The sequence below is a fragment of the Brachyspira pulli genome (genome assembly GCF_036997785.1).
In the GTDB taxonomy this organism is placed as follows: Bacteria; Spirochaetota; Brachyspiria; order Brachyspirales; family Brachyspiraceae; genus Brachyspira; species Brachyspira pulli.
The window spans coordinates 107,975-131,979 of sequence record NZ_JAWLQI010000001.1; the positions used below are offsets into that span (position 1 = coordinate 107,975).

At 25.9% G+C, this 24,005-nt stretch carries 1 protein-coding gene (cut by a window edge); it reads left to right on the forward strand.

All coding sequences use genetic code 11. The features are described from left to right. On the forward strand, positions 1-24,005 hold the 5' portion of the coding sequence (locus R4K56_RS00405) for a SpiroCoCo family coiled-coil protein (RefSeq protein ID WP_335771792.1). It continues 3,325 nt past the right edge of the window; the window shows 24,005 of its 27,330 coding nt (coding positions 1-24,005); it begins with the start codon at positions 1-3; the stop codon falls past the right edge of the window.

The following is a 24,005-nucleotide window of genomic DNA, read 5'->3' on the forward strand; positions in this document are numbered from 1 at the left end:
ATGAACCCTGTTCTTCAATTAATACTAACTTTTGTTGTACCTCTATTATTTATCGGTATTTATAGTGTAATCAATAGGAAAAAAAACTATAATGATAATAATTTTAATCAAATGTTTGCTGAAGAAAAAGCAGCTTTGGAAGGTATTGTAGAGGAAAAGATATCTGAAGTTAGAGACAATGCCATAGATTTGGAAATAGCTGTTAAAAAGGCTGGATTTATAAGTAAGTCTATGGAGGAGGATTTAGCCAAACTTAATAAAAGGATAGAGTCATACAAAGACTATAAGGCTGCTGTATCTCAATATCAAGAACAGGTCGATTCTCTTGAAGAAGCTTATTTGGAAATATTGAATAAGGTTGATACTGTATTAAAAGAGCGTAATACTATAGAAAAGACCTATAAAAGAATATCTGATGTTAAATCCAAAATGACAGAATTAGAAAAGAATGTTGGTTCTATACAGGATAAATTGATAGAATCCTATAATTCTAAGTTAAATGAGTTTGAAAGTGAACTTTATAAGAGATTTGATGCTCTTACCACTAACCTACTCGCCCGCGATGCTCATTATAGTACTATGGCAGAACAAGAAAAAGAGAAAATATCTGCTCTTACTGAAGAATTTAAACTTCATGTTGCTAAAAAAGAAGAATTATTTACAAATCAGCTTACTCAGCTTGCTGAAAGAACAGCCCGTCACAATATAGAACAATTGGCTGAATTATTTGAGAAAGGAAGAGATGAACTTATCAGTAAATATTCATCATTTGCCGATGAAATTGATGTTAAATCTAAAGATATAGAAAACCGCTATGAAACTTTAAGTCAGTCTAAAGAAGGCTTAGAAACTGAGTTGAACAGTTTAAGAGATACTATACATGATAGATTAAATTCTATAACAGAATCTAGTGTATTAGAGTTTAAAGACGAAATGGAAAAAACTAAAGAGATGCTCTACTCTACCCTAAAAGAAGGACTTGAAAAAATAAGTCAGGACAGAGAGGAATTCTTAGATTCTATAGAACAAAAAGCTCATTCTTTAGAGAAATCTATAGATGATATAAAAGATAAAGCTGATTATATAACTAAAGATTATGCTGATAAAGCTCATCAGTTAGAAACAGAATTCTCATCATTAAAAGAAGATATCAATAATAGATTTATAGCTGAAGTAGAGAATTTCTCTAATCATATCAAGAATGTACTTGAAAATGAAGATGACGGCGTAATAACTCTTTATAGAAATAAAACTAAAGAACTTAATGATTTAATCATATCTATAGATGGTATGAGTGAAGAAACTATGCTTAAAGCTGAAAGCAGATTTGAGGATATAGTTAACGATATAGATAAATTGAAAAATGATATATTAACTAGAGCTCAAGATGATATGGAATACTCTATAGATAATGCTAGAAGTTCTTTAATAGCTGAAATCAATGAGCTTAGAAACGATGTTGAAACTGAAACTAATCTTTTGAAAGATAAAATAGATGAAACTCATTATCAGACTTCTGAAATAATATCTATACTTAACAATAAACAGGAAGAAATACTTGATTCTTTAAGTTTACAGAAAGAATATTTGTATAAAGATTTAGAAGCTCAGGCTAATGAAAGAATAAATGAAATAGAAACATTACTTGCTAGTGTTAAGAATGAATTAGAAGCAAATATTAATGAATATATCAAAAATACTTCATCTGATTTAAGTGCTATTGATGAAAAATTATCTGGATTAAAAGAACAGTATGACAGAGCTGCAACAGATATAGATACTTTAAGCAAAGAAACTGAAGCTAATATAAGAGAAAATATAGAAAAACGTATAGAATTATTAGAGAAGTCTTCTGTTGAAGTTAATGGCTTAATAAGCAGAGCTAATGAAAAATTAGATACTGGTATAAAAGATGCTGAAGATAAAATGGAAGGCATTAAAAAGGAAATATCTGATTACAGTGATGCTTATATAGAAAGTTTGAAATCTCATTTGAAAAACGTTTTAGATGATTATGAACAAACTAAAATGAAAGCTATTACAGACAGTATCGATTCTGTTATGAACCAAGTTGATGAAAGTGAAAAAAGACATGATGCTTTAATCAGTGATATAGAAAATTCTTTAGGCGAGTTTAAAAATAAAATAGATGAAGCTATAGATGAAAACGTAAGATTCAATGAAGAAAACAAAAAAGAAGTTGTTGATATGCTTCATGATGAGCTTCGTCAGGCTACAGACTCATTTGATATACTTCTAAATGAAAAAAGAGATAGCATGAATAAGATAAAAGATGAAATAGAAGATATCATGCATAGAGTTGAAAATGGAAGAGATGCATTTGAACGTACTATAAATAAAGTTTATGAAAATGCAGAAGATAAAGAAAAAGAATTAATGTCTGATATAGAGGATAAATATAATTCTTTGGACAAAAAAATAGACGGTGTATTAGATGAAAGAAGAGCTGATTTGAATGCTATAAGTGCTGAATATCATGCAATGCTTGAGAAATATTCTAATAACTTAAAGGAAGATTATGAAGAATTAAAACATCATGCTTCTTTAATGACAGATGAATATAAAATGCGTATAGAGAATTTAGGCGAAAGAATCAACGAAATAATTGATAACGCTAATAATATGCAGTCTATTGTTGATTCTAAAGCAAATGAAATTGATTCTTATATAGCAGATAAAAAAGATGAAATTGCTAAGAAAACAGAAGGTATATTCTCTAATGTAGAAGAAAGTGCTTTAGGAAAATTAGAAGAATTAAAAGCATTAATTGATGGTGCTATAGAGAAATATAAAGGCGAAATAGAAGAAATAGAAACTTATAGATTAGAAGAACATGATAATATAATAAAAGATGTTGAAAATATAGGTGCTGGAATAAGAAAAGATTATGAACAGTACACTAATATGCTTGAAGAACTTTATCAAAATGAAAAGAATTCTTTAAGCGAGCATGTTAATGCATTAAAAGATGAAATAGAAAAAGCTAGAGAAGAATCAGAAGCTAAACACCTTACTAATGAGGCAAACTATATAGATGATTATTTGAATAAAACATCTTCAAAAATAGATGAAGAAGTTACTCGTTTGAATGAAAATTTAAATGATTCATTTAATACTTTATATAACGGATTCTCTAAAATATTAGCTAAAATAAGAAAAGCTAATACTAAAAAGGCTTTGCGTTCTATTGCTAAAATCAAAAAATATGCTGAAAAAGTTATATCTAATACAGCAGCAGAAGTTAGAGATAGTCTTGGCTTAACATTAGAAGATTTGAGAAATGAATTTGTTTCTTTAAAAGATAATGTTGATGAAAGATTACAAGATCAGGCAGATAAATTAATATCTAATAATGAAAACATTCTTGCTATATTAGATGATCATGATAGTAGATTAGATAAAGTTAATGAGCTTGCTAATATGATAGAGGAAGTTAAATCAGCTTTATCTGAAAAAATAGATGAATTAAGTTCTAATATATCAGATAGTAATGAAGACTTTAATAATAGAATAGAACAAATAAAATCTTCTATAATAGACAGAGAAGAATTAATTAATCTTCAAAATAGTGAAAAAGAATTACTTAAAAATCAAATAGATGATATAAAAGAAGAATTTGAATTATTTAAAGATCAAATTACAAGAACTAATGAATTAGAAATACCTGCATTATTTGATGAAGAAAAAGCAAGAGTAGAAAATATGTTTGATGAGTTTAGTAAGAATTTACTTATGAGACTCACAGACAATGAAAGCGATATACATTATATCAAAGACGTTTTATCAGAAGAAAGAAGTCATTTAATATATCAAATAGAGCTTTTAAGAAAAGATGTTGATGATATGAAAGATGATAATACAGTTGAAGTTTTATCAGAAGAAAAAGCTGTATTAGAAAATTCATTAACTGCTTTAAGAGATGATTTTGACAAAATAATGAATTTAGAAAAAGATTTTGTTGAACTCAGAGATAGAATGGAAGGAATCGACAGCGGATTAAAAGATGATGTTAGCGATTTAACTAAAAAATTAAAAGATTTTAAAGATAATTTAGAAGATAGAATAGAAAAAGATTCAGATGGTCTATATAGAGATATGGAAAATCTTAATAGAAATTTTGAATCTGTAAAAAATAATATATCTAGCCTAGTAGATAAAAATTATTTTGAATCATTAATAAATGGTGAAAAAGAAAGATTAAATTCTATATTTGAAAATTTAGCTTCAAACAATGAAGACTTCAAAGACAGACTTGAAAAACGTATTTCTTATTTTGAAGATATGTGGTCTGATAATACTAAAATCAAAAGTATGTATGCTGCTGATATAAGAGAAGAAGTTGAAAATATAAGAAAAGAAGCTGATATCAAATATGATAATCATTTGAATGAATTAAAAGAAAAAATGAAATTAATAGAGCAAGATATATATGATTGGAAGAACGGTAATTTAAATGTTTTACTTGCTCAGTTAGAAGAAGCTAGAAAAGGAATAGAAAACTTTATAGATACTTCAGAAGGTAAGAAAAATCAGCTTCTTATCGATATGCTTAACCGTATAGAAACTAAAGAAAATGAAGTTTATTCACGTATAGATGAAAGAATTGCAGATGCCGAAAATAAACTTTCTACTATAAATGAAAAATTGAATAATGCTATAGGAAACAGTTTAGAAGAAATACATAACAGAATTAATGAATCTGTAGCTAAATACGATGAAGAAATAAAGAGAATAGAGCATCATAGAGCTAATGAAACAGAAGATTTAATAGCAGATATGGAAGAATTAGGTAATAGCATACGTGAAGACTATGAAGAATATTCTATAATGATAGACAAAATCTATGAAGATGCTGTTACAGAATTAGAAACTCATCTTGAAACTATAAAGAAAGAGATAGAAAGAACAAGAGAAGAATCAGAAGCTAAACATTTATCTAATGAGAAAAATTATATAGATGACTATTTGTTGGATTATTCAGCAAAATTGGAATCTCAAGTTAATGATAAATTAAACATATTAACTGACAGTAAAGTTGAGTTGGATAATATGATAAAGGACTCATTCGATACTCTTAATGCTAATTTACAAGATGTAATGAATAAGTTTAATGAAGAAGCTAATACTCAAATACATTCTGTTGTTGAAAGATTGGAAAATGAGGCAGCTGTTAGATTATTCAATGAACAGAAATATATGTCTGATTTAGAGGAGCAGTTAAGAGCTATTAGCGTAAAAGTAGATAATGAGCTTTATAAAATTTCTTCAAAATTAGATGCTGAAATTTCAGATGTTAAATCTAAATATAAAGATTTAAGTAATGATTTCGATGAAGCAATAGACATGATAAAAGGTTCTCTTCTTGATAGAGATGAATTAATGGAATTACAAAATTCTGAAAAAGAAATGTTAGCTGAAGAAATGGAAACTTTGAAAACTGATTTCAACTCTTTCAAAGAAGAATTAATCAATGCTAACAGAGAAGATATTCCTACCCTATTTGAAGAAGAAAAACAAAGAATAGAAAGTGCATTTGAAGAATTTAGTGCTAATTTATTGGATAGAATCAGTATTTCTGAAACTGATATTAATAAAGTAAAAGAAGTTGTAGCAGAAAATAAATCTTCACTTTTAGAAAAAATTGATGATATTAAAAAAGATGTGGAATCAATAAAAGAAGATAATACTATAGCTCAATTAGCTTTAGACAAACAAACTTTAGAAGATTCATTTAATACTATCAAAGCTGATTTTGAAAAATTAGGCGATTTAGAAAGCGGTTTATATGAATTAAATGAAAGATTTGAGGACTTTGAAGGAAAAGTTGTTGCTGACAATGATAATAGATATGACAACTTATATGATAATTTAGAAATAATAAAAAATCATATAAAAGATTCTTTAACTAAATCTTCAGAATTAGAAGATAAATTTTCATCAATAAAAGAAAATTTATTTACTGTATTAGGTAAAAATGAGAATATAGAAAATCTATTTGCTGAAGAAGCTAAAAAATTAGATGAATTATTTAATAGCTTCAAAACAGATAACTTTGAGTTTAGAAATAGACTTGAAAAACGTATAGATTACTTTGAAGATACTTGGTCAGACAGCAGCAGATTAAGAAGTTTATATGCAGCTGATTTAAGAGAAGAATTAGAAAGCATAAAAGCTGAAACTGATATAAAATTAGAGAATTATATTGATGAATTAAAATCAAAAATAGATTCTATTAATAATGACGCTTCTTCTTGGAGAGATGAATATATTAATGAGTTTAAAGAAAAAATAGATTCTCTTGATAAAGATATAGCTAGCTGGAAAGATGGACGCATTAATGAATTACTTCAGCAATTAGAAGATGCTAAAAACAGTATAAACGATTATTTAGAATCATCTGAAGGTAAAAAAGAAGAATTGCTTTCAGATATACTTTCTAAAATAGAAGAAAAAGAAAATGATATCTATACTAAAATAGATTCAAAAATTGAAGAAATAGAAAATAGATTATCTAATGTAGATAGTAAAGTATCAGATGATATGGCTAGAGGATTGGAAGAAGTACAATCTATAGTTAATAAAGCTATAAATAAATATGATGAAGAGATAAAAAATATTGAACATCATAGAGCTGAAGAAAATAGCAAGTTATTAGAAGAAATACAATCTGGTTATAATTATTATTCTAAATTGATAAATAATACATACAAAGATTCATTATCTTCTTTGTCTGATTACACTAATAGAATAAAAGCTGAAATAGAAAAAACTAGAAAAGAAACAGAAGACAAACATTTAAATAATGAGAAAAACTATATTGATAATTATTTAAAAGAATATGAATCAAGATTAGATGAAAGAGTTAATGAAAAAATCAATATATTAAATGAAAGTAAAGATCAGTTAGATGATATGATAAGAGAATCATTTAATACTTTGAATGATAATTTAAACGAAGCTATAATGAGATTCAATGAAGATGCTGATATCAGAATCAACGATACTATTGAAAGATTGGAAAGAGATGCATCTGAAAGATTATCTAATTATCAAAATTATATAGGTGAATTGGAAGACAGCTTAAGAGATATCAATGCTAAAATAGATAATGAAATTTATAATGTTTCTTCAAGATTAGATAGTGAAATATCTGATATGAAAAACAAATATAAAGAGTTAAGTATTGATTTTGAAGAATCTTTAGATATGGTAAAAAGCTCTATACTTGATAGAGATGAGTTATTAGAACTTCAAACTTCAGAAAAAGATTTATTAATCAATAGATTAGATGAACTTAAAAATGAATTTGACAGTTTCAAAAACGATGCCTTCAATGCAAGCGGAGAAGATATGTCTGCTCTATTTGAAGAAGAAAAACAAAGAATAGAAGCTGCTTTTGAAGACTTTACTAATCATTTATTAGACAGAGTAAATACTTCAGAAAGCGATATCAATTATATAAAAGATATCATATCAGAAGATAAATTAACATTATTAGAAAAAATTGATAATTTAAGAGCTGAAGTTAATTCTGTAAGACAAGATGATATAGTTGCTCAATTAGCTTTAGAAAAACAAACATTGGAAGAATCATTTAATTCAATTAAAAATGATTTTGCTAAATTAGGAGATTTAGAGAATCGTTTATATGAATTAAAAGATAATATGCAAAATGTTGATGTTAATTTGAAAGATAAAGTTGCTAATTTGTCAGAAAAATTTGAAGAATTTGAAAATAACATCAATAATCAGCAGGACAATATAAGTGCTATATTATCTAATATGAATAATCTAAATGAAGATATTGATTTAGTTAGAAATGCTATCAATGAATCTTTAGATAAATCTTCAGAATTAGAAGATAATTTATTGAAAGATAAAGAAGAATTAGAAAATAAAATATCTTCAATGAAAGATAATATTATCAATATATTAGGCGAAAATGGAACTCTTGAAGGTTTATTTGCTGAAGAAGTTAAAAAGTTAGATGAATTATTCAATAACTTCAAAAATGACAGTATAGACTTTAGAGAAAGATTAGAAAAACGCATAACATACTTTGAAGACACTTGGTCTGATAATACTAAGATAAGAAGTTTGTATATTTCTGAGATGAGAAATGAGTTAGAAGAAGTTCAGAAAGAAACAGAACTTAAATTTGAAAATTATCTTAATGATTTAGCTAACAAAATAGATTCTATAGATAAAGATATATCTAGTTGGAAAGATGGACGCATTAATGGATTGTTAGAGCAATTAGAAAATGCTAAAGAAAGCATTAATGAATACTTAGAATTCACTGATGATAAAAAAGAAGAATTGCTTTCAGATATACTTTCTAAAATAGAAGAAAAAGAAAATGATATCTATACTAGAATAGATTCAAAAATAGAAGATATAGAAAATAGATTGTCTTCTTTAGATGATAAAGTATCAGATGACATAGCTAGAAACTTGGAAGAAGTTCAAGGTATGGTAAGTGCTGCTGTATCTAAATATGATGAAGATATTAGAAATATAGAACATTACCGTGATGAAGAAAGTGCTAAATTATTAGAAGATATTAAAGCAGGATATGATTATTATTCTAAATTAATCAATACTACTTATAAAGATTCTTTATTCTCATTATCAGAGTATACAAATAAAGTAAAAGCTGAAATAGAGAATGCTAGAAAAGAAGCAGAAGATAAACACCTTAAAGGTGAGAAAAACTATATAGATGATTATTTGAAAGAATATGCTGATAATTTAGATAATCAGATATCAGAAAAAATTAATGTATTAAATGACAGTAAAAATCAATTAGATGATATGATTAAACAATCATTTGAAACATTAAATACTAATTTGAATGAAGCTATATCTAAGTTTAATGAAGAAGCAGACAGCAAAATCAATAATGTTGTTTCTAAATTAGAACAAGAAGTATCTGATAAATTATTCAATTATAATGAATATATGACAGAATTAGAAACACATTTAGCTTCTATCAATTCTAAAGTAGATAGTGAAATATATAATGTTGTTTCAAGATTAGATAAAGATGTATCAGAACTTAAAAATCAATATAAATCATTGAATATAGATTTTGAAGAATCTTTAGATATGGTAAAAAGCTCTATACTTGATAGAGATGAATTATTAGATTTACAAGCTTCAGAAAGAGAATCTTTAGTTGGTAAAATAGATGAACTTAAAGAAGAATTCAACAACTTTAAATCTGAAGTATTAAATGCTAATAGAGCAGATATACCTACTCTATTTGAACAAGAAAAACAAAGAATAGAAAATGCATTTGAAGAGTTTGCTAATAATGTATTAGAAAGAGTAAGCATATCTGAAAATGATATTAATTATATCAAAGATGCATTATCAGAAGATAAGGCTGCTTTATTAGAGAATATTGACAGCTTGAAAGAAGAATTAAGCAGCTTAAAAGAAGATGATGCTATAACTCAATTAACATTAGAAAAACAGGCTTTAGAAGAATCACTTAATTCAATCAAAGAAGATTTTGCTAAATTGGAAGATTTAGAGAATCGCTTATATGAATTAAAAGATAATATGGAAGATGCTGATGTTAACCTTAAAGATAAAGTTTCTGGTTTAGCTGATAAATTTGAAGAATTAGAAACTTCTATAAAAGAAGATAGAGATAATATAAGAAATGATATCAGAGCTTCAATAGACAGATCTGTTGAATTAGAAAGCAATATACTAAAAGACAGAGAAGAATTAGACAGAAAAATATCTTCAATGAGAGATAATCTAGTTAATATCTTAGGCGATAATGAAAATATCGAAGGCTTATTTGCTAGTGAAGTTAAAAAGTTAGATGAATTATTTAATAACTTTAAGAATGACAGCATAGAGTTCAGAGATAGACTTGAAAAACGCATAACATATTTTGAGGACACTTGGTCAGACAGCACTAAGATAAGAAGTTTGTATGCTTCAGAAATGAGAAATGAATTAGAAGAAGTACAAAGAGAAACAGAACTCAAATATGAAAATTATCTTAATGAGTTAAATAACAAAATAGATCTTATAGATAAAGATATTACTAGCTGGAAAGATACTCGTATCAATGAGTTATTACAGCAATTAGAAAATGCTAAACAAGATATAGCTAATTATTTAGACACTACAGAAGGCAGAAAAGATGAGCTTGTATCAGATGTATTGGCAAAAATAGAAGATAAAGAAGCATCTATTTACAGCAGAATAGATTCAAAAATAGAAGATATAGAAACTAGATTATCAGTTTTAGATGATAAAGTATCAGACGATATAGCTAGAAACTTAGAAGAAGTTCAAGCTATGGTAAATGAAGCTGTAAATAAATACGATGAAGATATTAGAAATATAGAAACTTACCGTACAGAAGAAGGCAATAAGTTGTTAGAAGATATAAAAACAGGATATGAATATTATTCTAAATTAATCAATAACACTTATAAAGATTCATTATCTTCATTATCAGACTATACAAATAGAATCAAAACTGAAATAGAAAATGCTAGAAAAGAAGCAGAAGATAAACATCTTAAAGGTGAAAAAAATTATATAGATGATTATTTGAAAGAATATGCTTATAAATTAGATAGTCAGATATCAGAAAAAATTGATATATTGAATGACAGCAAAAATCAATTAGATGATATGATAAAAGAATCATTCAATACATTAAATAGCAATTTAAATGATGCTATATTGAAGTTTAATGAAGAAGCAGAAAGCAAAATTGATGATGTTGTTTCTAAATTAGAACAGGAAGTATCAGACAGACTATTTAATTATAATGGCTATATATCAGAATTAGAAAATCATTTAGCTTCTATTAATTCTAAAATAGATAATGAAATATTTAATATGTCTTCAAAATTAGATAAAGAAGTATCACAGCTTAATGAAAAATGTGATTCTTTAAGTATAGATTTTGAAGAAACATTAGATATGGTAAAAAGCTCTATACTTGATAGAGATGAGTTATTAGAACTTCAATCTTCAGAGAAAGAATTATTAGCAAGCAGAATAGATGAACTTAGAAATGAATTTGATAATTTCAAAGAAGAAGTATTAAATGCTAATAAAGAGGATATACCTACTCTATTTGAAGAAGAAAAACAAAGAATAGAAGCAGCATTCGAAGATTTTACTAATAATTTAATAGACAGAGTAAATACTTCAGAAAGCGATATCAATTATATCAAAGATGTTTTATCAGAAGATAAATTAACATTATTAGAACAAATTGATAATTTAAGAGAAGAAGTAAATACTTTAAGAGAAGACGATGTAGTTGCTCAGTTAGCTTCAGAAAAACAGGCTTTAGAAGAATCATTTAATTCAATTAAAAATGATTTTGCTAAATTAGAAGATTTAGAGAATCGTTTATATGAGTTAAAAGATAATATGGAAGATGTTGATATAGTATTAAAAGATAAAGTTTCTGGTTTAGCTGATAAGTTCAATGAATTTGAAAATAAAGCAAAAGAAGCTAAAGAATATTTTGATAATACTATAAATGAACAAAATAACAACATTAACAATATATATTCTAATATAGACAATTTGAATAATAATATTGCTAATGCCAATACTAATATAGATTATGTTAGAAATCTTATTAATGATTCTTTAGTTAAATCTTCAGAATTAGAAAATAACATATTAAAAGATAAGGAAGAATTGGAGAAAAAAATAGCTTCAATGAAAGATAATCTAATTAATATGTTAGGCGATAATGAAAATATTGAAGGTTTATTTACTAATGAAGTTAAAAAGCTAGATGAATTATTCAATAACTTCAAGAATGATAATTTAGAGTTTAGAGATAGACTTGAAAAACGTATAACATATTTTGAGGACACTTGGTCAGATAGTACTAGAATAAGAAGTTTATACGCTTCTGAAATAAGAAACGAATTAGAAGAAGTACAAAAAGAAACAGAACTCAAATATGAAAATTATCTCAATGAGTTAAATAACAAAATAGATCTTATCGACAAAGATATATCTAGCTGGAAAGATACTCGTATCAATGAGTTATTAAAACAATTAGAAGATGCTAAGATAGAAATTACTTCTTATTTAGATGGTACAGAAGGTAAAAAAGATGAGCTTGTATCAGATGTATTGGCAAAAATAGAGGAGAAAGAAAACAGCATCTATAATAGAATAGATACTAAAATAGCAGATATAGAAAGCAGATTATCAGTTTTAGATGATAAAGTATCAGATGACATAGCTAGAAACTTGGAAGAAGTTCAAGGTATGGTAAACTCTGCTGTATCTAAATATGATGAAGATATTAAGAATATAGAACATTACCGCACAGAAGAAGGTAATAAATTATTAGAGGATATAAAAACAGGATATGATTATTACTCTAAATTAATCAATACTACTTATAAAGATTCATTATCTTCATTATCAGAGTATACAAATAAAGTAAAAGCTGAAATAGAGAATGCTAGAAAAGAAGCAGAAGATAAACACTTAAAAGGTGAGAAAAACTATATAGATGATTATTTGAAAGAATACGCTGATAAATTAGACAGCCAAATATCAGAAAAAATTGATATATTGAATGACAGCAAAAATCAATTAGATGATATGATAAGAGAATCATTCAATACATTAAATACTAATTTGAATGACGCTATATTAAAATTGAATGAGGAAGCAGACAGCAAAATCAATAGTGTTGTTTCTAAATTAGAACAAGAAGTATCAGATAGACTATTCAATCATAATGAATATATATCAGAATTAGAAAATCATTTAGCTTCTATTAGTTCTAAAGTTGACAGCGAAATATATAATGTTGTTTCAAGATTAGATAAGGAAGTATCAGAACTTCAAGATAAATATAAATCATTGAATATAGATTTTGAAGAAACATTAGACATGGTAAAAAGCTCTATACTTGATAGAGATGAGTTATTAGAACTTCAAGCTTCAGAGAAAGAGTTATTAGTAAGCAAAATAGATGAGCTTAAAGAAGAATTCAATAACTTTAAATCTGAGGTATTAAATACTAATAAGGAAAATATCCCTACTCTATTTGAAGAAGAAAAACAGAAAATAGAGAATGCATTTGAAGAGTTTACAAGCAATTTATTAGACAGAGTAAATACTTCAGAAAGTGACATCAATTATATCAAAGATGTTTTATCAGAAGATAAATTAACATTATTAGAACAAATTGATGGTTTAAGAGAGGAAGTAAATACTTTAAGAGAAGATGATGCTATAACTCAATTAACATTAGAAAAACAGGCTTTAGAAGAATCATTTAATTCAATCAAAGATGATTTTGCTAAATTGGAAGATTTAGAAAATCGTTTATATGAATTAAAAGATAATATGGAAGATGTTGATATCAATTTAAAAGATGAGGTTGCTACTTTATCTAATAAATTTGAAGAATTAGAAAATACAATAAATGATGATAGAGATAGTATAAAAGATGATATCAGAGCTTCTATAGAAAGAGCTGCAGAGTTAGAAAATAATATATTGAAAGATAAAGAAGAATTAGAAAATAAAATATCTTCAATGAAAGATAATCTAGTTAATATATTAGGTGATAGCGGTACAGTTGAAGGCTTATTTGCTAATGAAGTTAAAAAGTTAGATGAATTATTCAATAACTTTAAAAATGACAGCATAGAATTCAGAGACAGACTTGAAAAACGTATAACATATTTTGAGGACACTTGGTCAGATAGTACTAGAATAAGAAGTTTATATGCTTCAGAAATGAGAAATGAGTTAGAAGAAGTTAAGAAAGAAACCGCTCTTAAATTTGAAAACTATCTTAACGATTTGAATAACAAAATAGACTCTATAAATGAAGATATATCTGTTTGGAAAGAAAGCAATATCAATGAATTATTAGGTCAGTTGGAAAATGCTAAACAGGATATAGCTGCTTATTTAGATACTACAGAAGATAATAAGAATAAACTTGTAGCTGAAGTATTATCTAAAATAGAAGAAAAAGAAAATAGCATCTATACTAAATTAGATGAAAAAATAGCAGATATAGAAAATAGATTATCAGAAACAGATTCTAAACTTAACAATGATATAGGTTCTAATTTAGATAATCTTTATACTATGTTGAATAATGCTATAGCTAAATATGATGAAGATATTAAGAATATAGAAAATTATAGAACTGCAGAATCAGATAAGTTGGCAGAAGACTCTAAAAAACTTATTGATGAGTTAAAAGCAAGTTATGAAAATTATTCTAACTTAATAAATGAAACATATAATAATTCTCTCAATTCTTTGACAGATTATTCTAAATTGGTAAGAGAAGAAATAGAAAAATCAAGAGAAGAATCAGAAGCCAAACATGTATCTAATGAGAAAAATTATATAGATGATTATTTGAAAGAGTATTCTGATAAAGTTGATAGTCAAATATCAGAAAAAATAAATACTCTAAATAATACTAAAGAAGAATTAGATAAAATGATAAAAGATGCATTTGGTAATTTAGAAGCTAATATGCAGAATGTTATATCTAATTTTGAGAGAGAATCTAACAGTAAGATTTTAGAAGTGATTGCTAGATTAGAAGAAGATGCTAAAACAGTTATATTCGATAAAAATGAATATAGCATTTATCTAACAGAACAGCTTGGTATCATATATAAGAAAATAGAAGATGAAATATCAAAAGTTAATGAAAAAATAGATAGTAATGTATCAAAAGTTGACTCTGATATAGATACATTCAATACTAAAGTATCAGATGATATTACTTCTATTGTAGAAAAATATGAAGCATTAAGCAAAGATTTAGATGAATCATTAGAGGTTCTTAAAAATTCTATACTTGATAGAAATGAATTGTTAGAAATGCAGGCTTCAGAAAAAGAAGTTTTAGTTTCAAAAGTTGATGAACTTAAAAAAGAATTTGACAGTTTCAAAGATGAAGTTTTAAACTCTACTAAAGAAGCTATACCTACTATATTTGAAGAAGAAAAACAAAAAATAGAAAATGCATTTGAGGAATTCAGTTCTACATTATTAGATAGAGTAAATACTTCAGAGAGTGATATTAATTACATTAAAGACTTACTTTATGAAGATAAAACATTCATATTAGAACAGATTGAGAACTTAAGAGATGAACTTTCTTCTGTAAGAGATGATGATGCTATTGCTCAATTAACTTTGGAGAAAGATGCATTAGAAGAATCATTCAATGCTATTAAAGATGATTTTGCTAAATTAGAAGAGCTTGAAAGCAGTTTATATCAATTAAAAGATAATATGTCTGATGTCGATGTAAATTTACAAGATGAGGTTAAAGAATTATCTTCAAAAATAGAAGAACTTGATTCAAGAATCAGAGAAGATGTTTCAAGAGATTTAGAAGATTATTCTAATGATTTAAGTGCTCTTAATTCTAATGTAAATACTTTAAATGAATATATAGAATCAATAAAAGCTAATATACAGGATTCTTTAGATAAATCTTCACAATTGGAAGAAGCTATATCAAAAGACAGAGAAGAATTAGAAAATAGATTGTCTGCTATAAAAGATAATTTACTTTCTGTTTCCGGTCAAAATGATGGTATAGAATCATTATTTAATGAAGAAGTAAAAAAATTAGATATTCTATTTGAAAAAGTTCGTAATGATAATATTGACTTCAGAGATAGACTTGAAAAACGTATAGAATATTTTGAAGATTCTTGGGCTGACAGTTCTAGAATAAGAAATTTATTCTCATCTGATATAAGAGATGAAATAGAAAATGTTAAATCAGATACCGAATTGAAATTTGAAAATTCTATCAATGAATTAAAAGAAAAAATGGATTCTATGAATGACGATATTGCTCTTTGGAAAGAAGAACATATTAATAGCATGAATGCTAAAATGGAATCTATGAATTCAGATTTGAATACTTTCAAAGAAGAATATCTAAATGAATTGAAATCAAAAATAGATTCTATGGATAGTGATATCTTAACTTGGAAAGATGGAAGAATTAATGAATTATTATCTCAATTAGAAGAAGCTAAAAACAATATTTCTGATTATATAGATAATTCAGATGTTAAAGCTGAAAAATTATTAACAGATATCTTATCTAAGATAGAAGAAAAAGAAAATAGTATCTATACTAAATTAGATGAAAAGATTTCAGATATAGAAAATAGATTATCAGAAACAGATTCTAAAATAAATGAAGATATAGGTTCTAATTTAGATAATTTACATACTATGTTGAATAATGCCATAGCTAAGTATGATGAAGATATTAAGAATATTGAGCATTATAGATTAGATGAAAACAATAAGTTAATGGAAGATTCTCAAAAACTTATTGAGGATATCAAATCAAGTTATGAAAATTATTCTAACTTAATAAATGAAGCTTATAATAATTCTGTTAATTCTTTGACAGATTATTCTAATTCTATAAAAGAAGAAATAGAAAAATCAAGAGAAGAATCAGAATCTAAGCATTTATCTAATGAGAAAAACTATATTGATGAGTATTTGAGAGAGTATTCAGAAAAAATTGATAATCAGATAGCTGAAAAAATGTCTGTACTCAATGAAGCTAAAGAAGAATTAGATAATATGGTTAAAGAATCATTTGATAATTTGGAAAATAGCTTTAATGAGGCTATAGCTAAATTCAGTGATGAAACTAATGATAAAGTATTAGAAGTTATTGAACAATTAGAGAGAGATACTGAATCTGTATTATTCAATAAATATATGGCTACTTTGAGTAAAGATATTGAAGCTATAACTGAAAAATTAAATAGTGAAACTGTTGATTTAAGAAATAAATATGATTCTTTAAGCAGTGATTTCGATGAAGCTGTTGAGATTATAAAGAATTCTATAATAGACAGAGATGAGCTTATATCATTACATAATGATGAAAAGAATGCTTTAGTAGAAAAATTGGAAGGTATTAAAAATGATTTTGAATCTTTCAAAGAATCTACATTAAAATTCAATGACAATGTACCTACTCTATTTGAAGATAAGAAAAATGAAATAGAGCATGTATTTGAAGAATTTACAAGAGCTGTTGTAGAAAGAGTTGATGCTTCTGATGATGAAGTTAATAGATTAAAAGATATTATTTCTTCTGATAAGTTAGATTTATTAGAAAAATTGGATAATTTAGAGCTTGAATTAGAGAGCGTTAAGAAAGATAACACTATAGAACAATTAGCTTTAGAGAAAAAAGCATTGGAAGATTCATTTAATGCTATAAAATCTGATTTCTCTAAATTAGAAAGATTAGAAAGCAACTTATATCAATTAAAAGAAAATATGTCTGATGTTGATGTATTCTTAAAAGATGAAGTTAAGGCATTATCTGATAAATTGTCTGATTTTGAAGGAAGAATGAAAGATGATATAGTAAGAGATTTAGATGAATATTCTATTGAGTTAGGAAATCTTACTTCACATGTTAATAAATTGACTTCAAGAATAGATGATGTAAAAAATCAAATAGAAGACAATATTAATAAATCTTCTGAACTAGAAAGTATAATATATACTGAAAAAGAAGAATTAGATAATAAATTATCTTCTATAAAAGAAGAATTAATGACAAATTCTAATAATAATGAAGCTATAGAAGAATTATTAACTCAGGAAAGAGAAAAATTAAATGATTTATTTAATCAGATAAAAGATGATAATAAAGAATTTAGATACAGACTTGAAAAACGTGTAAGTTTCTTTGAGGACACTTGGGCTGACAGCAGAAAATTGAAAAACATATTTGCTTCAGATATAAGAGAACAATTAGATGATATCAGAAATGACAATGAGATTAAATTTGAAAATTCTATCAACTATTTGAAAAGTAAAATAGAATCATTGGATAATGATATTTCTACTTGGAAAGAAGGTCATGTTGATGAATTAGTTCAGCAATTAGATGAAGCTAGAGAAAGTATATCTAATTATTTGAATGAATCAGAAGTAAAAGGCAAAGATATAGTAGATAACTTATTATCAACAATTGATGAGAAAGAAAAGTATATCAATGAAACTTTAGAAATTAGAGTACAAGATATAGAAAATAGATTAGCTGCTATGGATTCTAAATTGAATAATGATATAAGCGGTAATTTAGAAAATCTTTACAATATGGTAAATGAAGCTGTATCTAAGTATGATGATGAGATAAAGAATATAGAGCATTACAGATTAGATGAGAATAATCAATTATTAGATGATATTGATAATGTAGGTAAAGAAATAAGATCTACTTATGAAAATTATTCTAAACTTATAAATGAAGTTTATGATGATTCACTCAATTCATTGAAAGATTATTCTGACTCTATTAAAGATGAAATAGATAATGCTATAAAAGGAATAGAATATAAGCATCTAGCTAATGAGAGAGAGCGTATTGATGAATATTTAAAAGATTATTCTTCAAGATTAGACTCTTTAATATTAGATAAGATGAATATATTAGATTCTACTAAAGAAGACTTAGATAAAATATTAAAATCATCTTTTGAAGATTTAGAAAATAGATTTAATGAATCTATGAATAAGTTTGAGGAATCATCTAATGAGAAAATATCTCAAACTATAGAAGGTATAGAGAAATTAGAATCTCAAGTTTCAGATAAGATGAATGTATTAGATTCTGCTAAAGAAGAATTAGATAATATTGTAAAAATATCTGTTGAAGATTTAGAATCTAAATTCAATGAATCTATGAGTAAGTTTGAAGAATCATCTAATGAAAAAGTTTCTCAAACTATAGAAAACATAGAGAAGAAAGTTGATGAAGTTGTTTATGGTGAAAACTATATTCAGAAAATAGAAGACAGAGTTAAAGATTTCTACGGCAGAATAGACAGTAAACTTCTTACAGTTGAAGATAAATATGAAATCTTAGAGAAAAAAGTATATGATTTAGAGAAAAATCAAAGCTATATCAATATATTTGAAGATAGAATCAGAGATTTACATGAGAAAATAGACACAAGAATAGCTGCTGTTAATGAAAGATATGATAATTTAAGAAACTTCTTTAATGAAAAGATAGTTAGCTTAGAAAGTGCAGTATTGAATAATGAACAAATGCAGAAATTAAGAGAAGACTTTACTGCCTTTAAAGAAGAAGTATTAAATGCTAATAAAGAAGATATTAACTCTATATTTGAAAGAGAGAAAGAAAAAATTGAAGCTGAATTTAATTCATTCACAAATGAGATATTAGAAAAAATAGATACTTCTAATATTAATATAGAAGAATTTAAAAATGCTATATCTGATGAAAAGGATACTATATTAGAAAATATTGAAACATTTAGATATGAATTAGATGAACTTAAAAATAATGACTCTATAGAGATATTAGAAGCAGAAAAAGCTAGATTAGAAGATGCATTTAATTCTTTAAGAGAAGACTTTGAAAGATTATATGATTTAGAAAGTGAAGTTTATACATTAAAGAGCAATTTAGATGGTGTTGATTCTAACTTAAGAAGTGATGTTGATAAATTGTTTGATGAATTAGCAGACTTCAAATTTAGCTTAGAAGAAAAATTAGATTCACTTGAAGATAATACAGTTTCAAGAGATTTATTTGATGATGACAGAGAAAAATTATATTCTTTATATGATGAATTAGAATCAGGTACTAAAGAATTTAAAGATTTGATGGATAAGAGAATTTCTTATTTTGAAGATACTTGGTCAGATCCTAATAAAACTTTAAAACTTTATGAAAGTGCTATAAGACCTGAAGTTGACAGCTTTAAGTCAGAGATTATGTCTAATATACAAGGTCAAGTAAATGAAATAGAAAGCAATCTTTCTATTTGGAAAGATGGTAATTTATCACTTCTTTTAGAGCAATTAAAAGAGGCTAAAGAAAATATTGACAGCTTTATAGAAAGTTCTAAAGATAAGAAGAATGGAATTATTGCTAAAATGATAGCTTCTATCAAAGAAGAAATACTTGGCAAAGAAAGTGAAATCAATACTCGCTTGGAAGAAAAATTATCTACTGTTAATGATAGAATTGCCAACTTAGAAGAAAGATTAACTTCTGATGTTAATAGATTCAATAATATGATATCAGATGCAGTTAGTAAATATGAAGAAGAGTTGAAGAACATAGAGTCTTATAGATTAGATGAGACAGAATCTATAATGTCTAAATTAGAAGATGTTGGAAGAAACATTATATCTAATTATGAAGAATATTCAGAAATGTTAGAATCTGTTTATGAAGGAAACAAAAAAGCATTAGATGAATATTCAGACAGCTTAAAAATAGAAATAGAAAAAGCTAGAGTTGATACTAATAAGGCTTATATAGATGATTATTTGAATGAGTATTCTTCTAAAGTAGATGCTGATATACAAGAAAAATTAGAAGAACTTGAAAAGAATAAGTATAATTTAGATATTATGCTTAATGATTCATTCAATAACTTGAATCAGAGTATAAATAATGCAGTATCTAAAATGCTAGAAGATTCTGATGCTAAATTAAGAGATGTTGTTGAGAATTTAGAAGTACAAATTAATGATTTACTTGCTAATAAAGAAGAAGAAATCGTTAATAGAATAAGTTCTTATGAATCAGAATTGAGAGATAAGCAGACAACTTCATTTGAAAATATTAAAAATGAATTAATGGGCTTATATAATGAATTTAAAGATAAAATTGATTATAACGGCTTAATGGATATTGCTGGTAAATTAGAAACTATAGAGAATTCTGTAACTGAAGTAAATAATCAATTAGAAACTCAGGCTAGATTTGTTTCTGACAGAATGGATTTAGAGAAAGAAGAATTATATAATTCTATATCTAAATTATCAGCTGAATTTGACTATTTCAAATCTAATATAGATGATAGATTTAAAGCTCAAGTTAATGACTTTATATCTAATAATGAACATATATTGTCATTGTTTGGTGAATACAGTGAAAAAATTTCTTCTGTAACTGATATATTAGAAGATATAGAAAGTGTAAAAACTTCTCTTATCGAAGAAATAAATAATGTAAAAGAAGAAATAGATAACAAGTATTCAAGCTTGAGTAAAGATTTTGATAAATCTATTGATGAGATAAAAGATGCAGTATTAGATAAGAACAATATGCTTCAGTATTATATAAATGAGAAAGAGCTATTGATAAAAGAAGTTGAAGGTTTAAGAGCTTCATTTGCTTCATTAAAAGATGATATCTTAAGTGCTGCTGATGAGAGAATACCTGCTATATTTGATTCTGAAAAAGCACATATACAGGCTGCTATAGATGATGTAATGGAAACATTAACAGCTAGAATGAATAGCAGTGATGATAATGTTTCTAATTTAGAATCTACTTTGATAGAATATAAAAATATGATATCAAATGCTATAGATGAATTCAAAAAAGAAGTTACATCTATAAAAGATAATCATGACTATAGCGACTTGATTGCTGAAAGAAACAGATTAGAAGAATCATTCAATACACTTAAAGAGGATTTCTCAAAAATAGAAGATTTGGAAAAAGACTTATCAACAATAAAAGATAAAGTTAAAGGTGTTGACACAAGTTTGAATGATGAAGTTATAAGACTTTCTAATGAATTAGAAGAATTGAAAAATAGTTTAGCTGCTGTTGAAGATGAAGAAGAATACGAAACAGAAGATGAGTACTATGAGGAAGATGAAGAAGAAGTTGCTGATGAAGCTGAAGATTCTGAAGAAGTTGATGAGTATGAGGAAGAAGAAAGCAATGAAACTAGTGTAACTCAAGAGGAAATCGCTGCTATTTATGAAAACTTCAAACAGCTTAGTGATAGCTTAGAACAATTTAAGGAAAGTATAATTCCTCAAATATCAAGCTTCAGCAAATTAGAAGATAAGATATTAGACAGTAAAGAAGAAATTTACAAAGACTTAAATAATGTTATGAATTCTTTACCTAAATCTTATATAAGCAGAGATGAGCTTGCTAGATTAGAAGGAAAATTAGATAGCATATTCAATAACTTCAATGATAGTGTTGTAGCTATTAAGAATGATTTAGTAGAAAGTATAGAAAAAGATTCTAGGGAATTTAAAGACAGATTAGAAAGACGTGTAGATTATTTTGAAGACGTTTGGTCTAATGAAAATAGAGTTGTAGAATTATACGGTGATACTATAGCATCTAGTTTTGCAGTATTAAAACAAGAATTAGAAAATCAATTCAATGGTTCATTCACTGAATTTAAAGATAAGATAGAAGGAATGGAAAGAGATTTGAATTCTTGGAAAGATACTAACCTTAATACTATTAATGATACTTTAGAAAATGCTAAGGATAAATTATTAGATAATGAAAATTATTCTGAAATTATGTCTATGATAGAAGCATTGAAAGAAGATATAGCTAATAAACAATTAGAATTACAAGATAGCTTAGATTCAAGATTGGAAGAAGGTATATCTAATATTGAAGGACATATCAATGCATTCGATGATAGAATAAGAGACTTAGAATATAATCAAGGTTCTTTAAGTGCTGAAGTAGCTAAGTATAAAGAAAAATTAGATTCTATGTTAAATGAATATGAAGATAAAGTAAAATCTAAAGTTATAAATCTTCAGGATGCATTAAAAACAGAAGGTAAACAAACTATAGATTACCTAGAAAATAATATAATGTCTATTAAAGAAGATATTAGCAGTTCTAATAAAGGTGTTGATGTAAAAATTAAGGCATTAGAATCTTATATAAGCAGAATAAATAATGAACTTAATACAAATACATTAAAACTTTCTAATGAATTAGCTAAGGATAAAAAAGATTTACTTACTACTATAGATGACTTGAAAAGAGAAGTTTATGATAGAATAGCTAAAGAAATATCTCAAAAAGATGTTAGCATCTTAGATGAGCTTGAGGAGTTTAAAAATAAAATAATAGACTCTGTACCTAATATGGACGAACTTGCTGACTTATTTGTATCTGAAAGAGAAGACAGAGCAAATGAACTTGAAGAGTTTAGAAATGAGATAATAAATACTCAAATAGATAATAGAAATTTTGCTAAGATGTTTGAAGAAGAAAAAGCAAAATTAATTGAGGAATTAGATCATTTCAAATCAGCAGTAAGAGTTGAATATATATCTGCAGAGGAAAGATTTGAAAATCTTAAGAAAGATTATTTAGATAATTTGAATAATCTTTTAGATGTGGAAAGAGCTAATTTAGAAACATCATTTGATGAGATAAGAAAAGAGATAAGCAACTTAAATGATAAATCTATATCAAGAGAAGAAGTTGAAAAACTTATAGATACTTATAAGGAAAATGTAACAGCTGACATTGAAAATACAAAAGCAGAAGTTGCTAAAAATATAGAGGCTGGTAAATTAGATACTTCTTATGTAGAAAAAGTTATAGAAGCTGAAAGAGTAAGAATAAATGATACATTAGAATCATTTAAGAAAAATATAGAGGACAACTACTCTACTGTTGAAGCAGTTGCTGAAGTATTATCTAAGGAACAAGAAGCAGTTGAGGCTAAATTGTTAGAAATGAAAGAGGAAATGCTAAAAGATGTTCCTACTTTAGATAGTATCAGTCAAATATTTGTAGATGAGAAAGAAACATTAAAAGATGAACTTAGAGATGAGTTTGTATCTTTAAGAGATGAGATATTAGGTTCTGTTCCAACTAATAATGATTTGGCTAATATGGCACAAGAATATAATGCTCGTATTAAAGATGATTTCCAAATATTAGAACAGGACTTCTCAGAAAGTATTAAGAGATATAAAGATACTTTAGCTAAGGAAATGGGTGAATTTAGAAATGAATTCAATGACAGAATAGCTAATATTAAAGATTTAGCTGAAGCCTTACAAGAAGAAAGAAATAGATTAATGGCTGAAATAGATAATCTTAGAATTAAATATGAAAGCGGTGCTATTTATTCAGGTGA